Genomic DNA, 5571 nt, shown 5'->3' with positions numbered 1-5571 from the left:
ATCGAGGTTAATTATTCGTGCAACAAGTTGCACGCTACGAGGGGTTAAATAATCGCCCTATATGTTGAATTTCGGTTGTCAGTCTTGTTCATTATATAGTGAGGATTTTTTTCTGTTCATCGCTTAAACTATTTGGCTCCATACGCATAGCGTATGGTTTTTATAGCCAGACTTTGGCTGGTTATAATAAAGGCACATTTTAGAAATCAAATGTGCCTTATTGTGATTGGATTAGAATGTGATATTAAGGTTTGTCCAGAAACGACGACCATCTTCTACCGTCCAGCTTCCGCCGTTGGTATCCACGCGTTCACCAATTTCATTACCAATATTTAATACCGCAAAGTTAAGGGAAACATTTGGATTAACCTTATAGGTTGTGCCCAAATCCACCGTAGTATATCCGCCGCGAGTACGGTAGGCATTTCGGTTGTCGCCATTACGCGGATTTGCCCAAATTTGTTTGCCTTTATAAGCCACGCGAGTATAGGCGCTTAAGCGATCATTTACGATCCAATTTAGTTTTCCGCTAGCGGAATGCTTAGGTGTGTTATCCAATGGCAATCCTCTTAAGCTTACGCCTGAAGCTGAAATGTCTTCATCCGATTTACGTTTTGAATGCTGGTATGTATAAGACAAATCGACGTTCCAGTGTTCGTCAAACGGAATATGGGAACTCACTTCAACGCCTTTAATATTGGCGCGACCGACATTGCTGTATTTATAAAGTTTAGCACCAGTAAGCGGATCCGGATTGCCGGTGTAATGGCTGGTCAGTTTGTTTTTAAACTCTGTATTAAACAAGGTTACTGTGGCATTGGCACCGCTATCGTGATTGTAAACAACACTCACTTCTTCATTGACGCTGGTTTCCGGTTTTAAGTTTGGATTACCGTAAATGACACCGGCGCCCGCTTCTGTCGCAGTAACATAGCTTTCGCTTAATTCACGAATACTTGGTGCTCGGAAAGCCTTAGCAATTCCTCCTTTTACACTGAAGTTATCATCAATATGGTAAACCGCATAGGCTCTTGGGTTCCAATGTGTACCAAACTTCTGGTGATGATCCAAGCGAGTTCCTAGGGTTAATAGGAATTTATCGGTGAAATTAATTTCATCTTCAAGGAAAAATGCATACTGGTGAACGTTATTTTTCGTATTTTTATAAACAGGCACTGAGCGTGTTTGCGTTTTTCCATTCACTGTTCTTGTCATTCGATTGACTTTGGTAACGGAATCGTCTTCCAATTTGGCATTTTGATGCTGACCACCAAATACGAAGAAATGGTTTGCCACAGGTAACATGAATTTCGCATCAAATACGGTGTTTGTGATTTCCGGTTTACGAGAGTCCACCACACCATTTGTGCTTACTTCACGTTTGGCTTTTTCTTGATATAAGCTCAATTCGGAAGTCATCACATCCCAATCGGCTTGATGGGTTAAAGACCAGTGATTTCTGATGGCGTGCGTAGCTCCCGGTTGGTTCTGTGCAACACTGGCACCACGAGTTGTTGTTAACGCTAAGGATTTTCCCGGTGTTTCTTGTTTTTCGAGTAAGTGGCGACCGCCTTCTAAGATAAATGTTTGTTTATCAGTTGGTGTAAAGGAAAGTTTGGCATTGATATTTCGGTTTTTATTACGATTAGAACCGCCGATGATATTATCTTCAGGACGATAGTCTGCACCGCCATAAACTTGCAGCCCTAGCTTATCTTGAACTAATGGACCTGAAACAAAGAAATTACCATGATGCCCGTTACCAAAAGTGCTTTTATCATGTGCGGTAAAGCCGACAGAAGCAGATCCTGTCCATTCTTTGGTAACATTTTTGGTAATAATGTTGACAACGCCGCCCATCGCATCAGAACCATACAGAGAGGACATCGGCCCACGTACCACTTCAATGCGCTCAATTGCATTTACCGGCGGGATAAATGCACCTTCAAAACCGCCGTTACCATTTGGGCGGGATTCACGGGTATTTTGACGACGACCATCAACCATAATCAATGTGTAATCAGCCGGTAAACCACGAATAGAAATATCTGATTTATTTACATTACTCCCACTAACATTTACGCCCGGAATATCTTGTAACGCTTCTTCCAAACGATTGGATGGATGTTGTTTAAGCTGTTCTTTATTCACAATGCTGATGCTGGCAGGCGCATCTTTTAAATCTTGAGAGGTGCCGGCGGCGGTGACAACAATAGGTGCTAATGCTTCAGCGTTTGTTTCCTCTGCGAATGTTTGAGTCGAGAAAACAGAAAAAAGAGCTAAACTAATAGGAGAAAGTTTAATGCATGATTTCATAAAGGTCCTTTTTAATATTAAGAATAATTCTTTTTCATAATACAGAAAAATCTTGACCTTTTGAAGTGCGCGATATTTCGGTTGAATTATTTTTTTGATGAAGTATTATTTGCGCCCTGCAATTTTTGCAGAATCACATATTCACTGGGTTCCCTAACCCCAATTTAAACTAAAAAGGTAACACAAAATGACACAGGCATTTTCGATCTTCAACGATCGCCAAAAACGTCGAGCGCTTGTTCTGCTCAGTTTCTTTCATATTTTTATCATTGCTGCCAGCAACTACTTAGTCCAAATTCCTTTTGAAATTCATGTGCCATTAACCTTGTTTGGTGCACAGGAAGATTTCATGTTTCACAGCACATGGGGATCACTCACGTTTCCATTTATCTTCTTAGCAACCGATTTGACCGTGCGAGTATTTGGTGCAAAAGAAGCGCGTTGGATTATTTTTATTGTCATGATTCCTGCGTTAATTATCAGTTATTTAGTTTCTACACTCTTTTCAGAAAGCCAATATCAAGGATTCTCTGCGTTAAGTGAATTTAACGTCTTCGTCTTTCGTATTGCGGTAGCCAGTTTCTGTGCTTATGTCTTTGGGCAGTTGCTGGATGTTGTGGTCTTTAACCGACTCCGTCAACTGAAAACGTGGTGGATTGCACCGACCAGCTCCATGGTATTTGGTTCAATGGCAGATACCTATTTGTTCTTCGCGATAGCTTTTTATGCCAGTAGCGATCCATTTATGGCGGAACACTGGGTCGAAATCGGTTTTGTCGATTATTTATTCAAACTCTTTATTGGTGTTCTATTATTCGTACCGGCCTATGGCATTGTTCTCAATATGATTTTACGCAAAATGCAATCATTGATAGATGCAATGGGTAGCAATGAGGATGCGCTTAATACAAAAAAGACCATCTCTTGCGCCTCTGATCAGTGCTAATTACTTTGCCGAGCGATGTTCTTGTATTGCCATCTCTTGTTTTGCAGTGGGAACTTTTTATAGCTAACTGAGGAATTAGTTGTTATAATTTCGCGCCTTATCAACAAGATTCCTTATTTTACGTTATTACGATGGATTAAATTTATGGCATTAGACATAGAAAAAAAGAAACATACGCCTGAGGCTCCTGAAGAAAAGTCTAAAGGATTAAATACTTTTTTATGGTTGTTGACAGTTGTGATCATTGCTGCAACAGCTTTCGGTAATATTTATTTCGAAGATCAATATTCCACGCCGATCCGTGTTGTTGCTGTTGTTGTATTGCTACTGATTGCTTTAGGGATAGCGGCAATGACTAACCAAGGACGAAAAGCACTTGGTTTCTTCCAAGATGCTCGCACTGAATTACGTCGCATTGTTTGGCCAAGCCGTCCGGAAGCAACGCAAACAACTTTTATCGTTGTTGGTGTGACTGTATTTGTGTCTTTAATCCTTTGGGGCTTGGATTCAATCATCGTGAGTATCATTACCTTCTTAACTGACTGGAGATTCTAAAATGACCGAAACCGCAAGTAAAAAACGTTGGTATGTGTTGCAGGCCTTCTCCGGTTTTGAAGCGCGTGTTGCGACCACATTGCGTGAATACATCAAACTTCACAATATGGAAGATCAATTCGGTGAAGTGTTAGTGCCGACAGAAGAAGTCGTTGAAAATGTCGCCGGTAAACGTCGCAAAAGTGAACGTAAATATTTCCCGGGTTATGTGTTAGTACAAATGGAAATGAACGATGATACTTGGCACTTGGTGCGTAGCGTGCCACGTGTGATGGGTTTCATTGGTGGTACACCGGATAAACCGGCGCCAATTAGCAATCGTGAAGCGGATATTATTCTAAATCGCTTAGAGCAAAATAGCGATAAACCAAAACCAAGAACGACTTTCCAACCGGGCGAGGAAGTCCGCGTCACCGAAGGACCATTTATGGATTTCAACGGTACAGTCGAAGAAATCGACTACGAAAAAGGCCGCTTGAAAGTCTCTGTATCTATCTTTGGTCGTGCGACACCGGTTGAGCTTGAATTTGGTCAAGTGGAAAAGAATAGCTAGTTAAAAATGTTCAAAAATTTGACCGCACTTTAAATCAACTAGGATAAAGTGCGGTGACTTTCTCAAGTATTTTACTTGAAAAACCGGTTGCCTTTGATTAGAATGCAACCCTTTTTATCAACAGGGGAGCTAGTAATAGCGTTATCACCCATTTAGAGGAAACTAAAATGGCAAAAAAAGTCCAAGCCTACGTTAAGTTGCAAGTTGCAGCGGGTATGGCAAACCCATCACCACCAGTTGGTCCGGCATTAGGTCAACAAGGTGTGAACATCATGGAATTCTGTAAAGCATTCAACGCTCGTACTGAGAGCTTAGAAAAAGGTTTACCAATTCCGGTTGTTATCACCGTTTATGCAGACCGTTCATTCACTTTCGTGACTAAAACCCCACCGGCAGCAGTTTTATTGAAAAAAGCAGCAGGTATCAAATCTGGTTCTGGTAAACCAAACAAAGATAAAGTGGGTAAAGTTACTTTAGATCAAGTTCGTCAAATCGCTGAAACGAAAGCAGCAGATATGACTGGTGCGACTATCGAAACCAAAATGAAATCAATTGCTGGTACTGCTCGCTCAATGGGCTTAGTGGTGGAGGAATAATACGATGGCTAAATTGACTAAAAAAATGAAAGCAATCAAAGCTGGCGTAGATTCTACTAAAGCATATGAAATCAACGAAGCTATCGCGTTATTAAAACAATTCGCAACAGCCAAGTTCGTTGAAAGTGTTGATGTTGCAGTAAACTTAGGTATTGATCCTCGTAAATCTGACCAAAACGTTCGTGGTGCAACTGTGTTACCACATGGTACAGGTCGTGAAGTTCGCGTGGCTGTATTCACCCAAGGTGCGAACGCAGAAGCTGCTAAAGCAGCGGGCGCTGATTTAGTCGGTATGGAAGACTTAGCAGAGCAAGTTAAAAAAGGCGAAATGAACTTTGACGTTGTAATCGCTTCTCCTGATGCAATGCGTGTTGTTGGTCAATTAGGTCAAGTGTTAGGCCCACGTGGTTTAATGCCAAACCCGAAAGTGGGTACTGTGACACCAAACGTTGCGGATGCTGTTAAAAATGCGAAATCCGGTCAGGTTCGTTACCGTAATGATAAAAACGGTATCATTCATACCACTATCGGTAAAGCAAACTTCTCTGAAGCACAATTAAAAGAAAACCTTCAAGCGTTGTTAGCCGCTTTAACTAAAGCAAAAC

General features: G+C 41.3%; 6 protein-coding genes. 5 read left to right on the top strand and 1 reads right to left on the bottom strand.

Going from position 1 to position 5571, the window contains the following annotated elements; all coding sequences use genetic code 11:
• Nucleotides 1-231: 231 nt before the first annotated feature.
• Nucleotides 232-2316 carry a TonB-dependent receptor gene (locus Q0203_RS03255; RefSeq protein ID WP_297929503.1) on the bottom strand — a complete coding sequence of 695 codons (2085 nt, stop codon included), beginning with the start codon at nucleotides 2314-2316 and terminating at the stop codon, nucleotides 232-234.
• A 187-nt stretch (nucleotides 2317-2503) separates the two neighbouring features.
• On the opposite strand from Q0203_RS03255, the gene Q0203_RS03250 reads away from it, so the two are divergent.
• The 5 genes from Q0203_RS03250 to rplA form a co-directional block, all read left to right on the top strand.
• Nucleotides 2504-3262, top strand: coding sequence for a 7-cyano-7-deazaguanine/7-aminomethyl-7-deazaguanine transporter (locus Q0203_RS03250; protein WP_295974542.1), 759 nt, complete (start codon nucleotides 2504-2506; stop codon nucleotides 3260-3262).
• A gap of 144 nt (nucleotides 3263-3406) precedes the next feature.
• Nucleotides 3407-3817, top strand: a complete 411-nt coding sequence (secE, locus tag Q0203_RS03245) for a preprotein translocase subunit SecE (protein WP_295974544.1) — start codon at nucleotides 3407-3409, stop codon at nucleotides 3815-3817.
• Between the two features lies 1 nt (nucleotide 3818).
• Nucleotides 3819-4370 carry a transcription termination/antitermination protein NusG gene (gene nusG, locus Q0203_RS03240; protein WP_209363700.1) on the top strand — a complete coding sequence of 184 codons (552 nt, stop codon included), beginning with the start codon at nucleotides 3819-3821 and terminating at the stop codon, nucleotides 4368-4370.
• Nucleotides 4371-4537: 167 nt separating this feature from the next.
• The gene (gene rplK / locus Q0203_RS03235; RefSeq protein ID WP_005630840.1) at nucleotides 4538-4966 is read left to right on the top strand and encodes a 50S ribosomal protein L11; all 429 of its coding nucleotides are present in this window, start codon (nucleotides 4538-4540) and stop codon (nucleotides 4964-4966) included.
• Between the two features lie 4 nt (nucleotides 4967-4970).
• On the top strand, nucleotides 4971-5571 hold a 601-nt coding region (gene rplA / locus Q0203_RS03230; RefSeq protein WP_297929501.1), incomplete at its 3' end, for a 50S ribosomal protein L1.

This window comes from uncultured Aggregatibacter sp. (assembly GCF_938046485.1).
Taxonomy (GTDB): Bacteria; Pseudomonadota; Gammaproteobacteria; order Enterobacterales; family Pasteurellaceae; genus Aggregatibacter.
Note: the sequence above shows the minus strand (reverse complement) of the source record. Positions and strands in the feature narration are given on the sequence as shown.

Bases quoted from the DNA above. Each gene is read 5' to 3' on its own strand.
- Q0203_RS03255 (WP_297929503.1), bottom strand. From the start codon at position 2,316: ATGAAATCATGCATTAAACTTTCTCCTATTAGTTTAGCTCTTTTTTCT.
- Q0203_RS03250 (WP_295974542.1), top strand. From the start codon at position 2,504: ATGACACAGGCATTTTCGATCTTCAACGATCGCCAAAAACGTCGAGCG.
- secE (WP_295974544.1), top strand. From the start codon at position 3,407: ATGGCATTAGACATAGAAAAAAAGAAACATACGCCTGAGGCTCCTGAA.
- nusG (WP_209363700.1), top strand. From the start codon at position 3,819: ATGACCGAAACCGCAAGTAAAAAACGTTGGTATGTGTTGCAGGCCTTC.
- rplK (WP_005630840.1), top strand. From the start codon at position 4,538: ATGGCAAAAAAAGTCCAAGCCTACGTTAAGTTGCAAGTTGCAGCGGGT.